The sequence below is a fragment of the Ruegeria sp. AD9 genome (assembly GCF_056542305.1).
The window spans coordinates 1-1446 of sequence record NZ_JBQFZP010000058.1; the positions used below are offsets into that span (position 1 = coordinate 1).

Sequence of the window (1446 nt, forward strand, 5' to 3'; positions counted from 1 at the left end):
TGTCCGCCATCAGCACCCATGGAACAGACTAGGTTGATTGCGTAGCGGAGGATTTCAGGCTCATCGTAACCATCAGAGAGTGGAGATGAGAATGAAATCCGGGAAACAGAAAGCGTCAGCAGAGAGAGTTGTCAAAGACATCCGCAGGAAGACACGGCGCCAGCATTCGGCAGAGGAGAAGATCCGTATTGTGTTGGATGGGCTTCGTGGTGAAGACAGCATAGCGGAGCTGTGTCGCCGTGAAGGAATAGCTACGAGCCTGTATTACAGCTGGTCGAAAGAGTTCCTTGAGGCCGGTAAGAAGCGGTTGGCTGGCGATACCGCACGCCAGGCTACCAGCTCTGAGGTGAAGGATTTGAGAGCGGAATCGTCGGCGCTGAAAGAGGTAGTCGCCGACCTGACCCTTGAGAACCGGCTGCTCAAAAAAAGCATGTTCGAGGATGGGGGAGACGACGAATGAGATATCCCGCATCCGAAAAGCTTGAGATCATCCGGCTGGTTGACGGTTCGCACCTGCCGATCAAACGCACACTGGAAAAGCTCGGCATTCCCAGAACGACCTTCTACCGCTGGTACGACAGGTATCTGTCTTTCGGCGAGGCCGGGCTTGAGGATCGCCATTCCCGGCCAGGTAGGGTTTGGAACCGCATCCCCGACAAGGTGCGCAAGCAGATCGTGGAACTGGCTCTGGAAGAACCCGAGTTATCGCCCCGCGAGCTTGCGGTGCGGTTCACCGACACCAGGCGCTACTTCGTTTCTGAGGCCAGTGTTTACAGGCTTCTGAAGGCACAAGATCTGATCACTAGCCCAGCCTGCATCACCATCAAAGCGGCGGATGAATTCCATGAGAAGACTGTGCGGCCGAACCAGCTTTGGCAGACCGACTTCACCTATCTCAAAGTCATCGGTTGGGGCTGGTTCTACCTGTCTACGATCCTGGATGATTACAGCCGTTACGTTGTCTCTTGGCGCCTTTGCACCACGATGAAAGCTGACGATGTCACAGGAACGCTGGAAGACGCTTTGGCTGCATCAGGTTGTGACAGTGTCACCGTTGCCCACAAGCCCCGGCTGCTCAGCGACAACGGCAGCAGTTACATCTCTGGCGAGTTGGCGAAATGGCTGGATGAGCAGGGTATGGATCATGTTCGGGGAGCGCCCAACCATCCGCAGACCCAGGGCAAGATTGAGCGATGGCATCAGACGATGAAGAACCGTGTCCTGCTGGAAAACTACTATCTGCCAGGAGCGCTCGAACAGGCCATCGGCGACTTCATCAATCACTACAACCACAACCGATACCACGAGAGCATCAGCAATCTGACACCCGCCGATGTCTATTTCGGTCGAGCCGAAACAATCCTCAGACGCAGAAAGGAAATCAAACACCAGACAATCCAGAAACGCCGCTTGCTGCATCATCAGAACGCGGCGTAGATTGAAACT

General features: G+C 55.0%; 1 protein-coding gene. It reads left to right on the top strand.

Translation table 11 applies throughout. From position 1 onward, the window contains the following. Nucleotides 1-85: 85 nt before the first annotated feature. Nucleotides 86-1437, top strand: a protein-coding gene (locus tag ACR0AM_RS21570; RefSeq protein ID WP_170717543.1) for an IS3 family transposase whose coding sequence is annotated in 2 segments (ribosomal slippage) — nt 86-422 and nt 422-1437 — 1353 coding nt in all. Because the reading frame shifts where the segments join, the coding sequence is not laid out codon by codon here. Nucleotides 1438-1446: the final 9 nt, after the last annotated feature.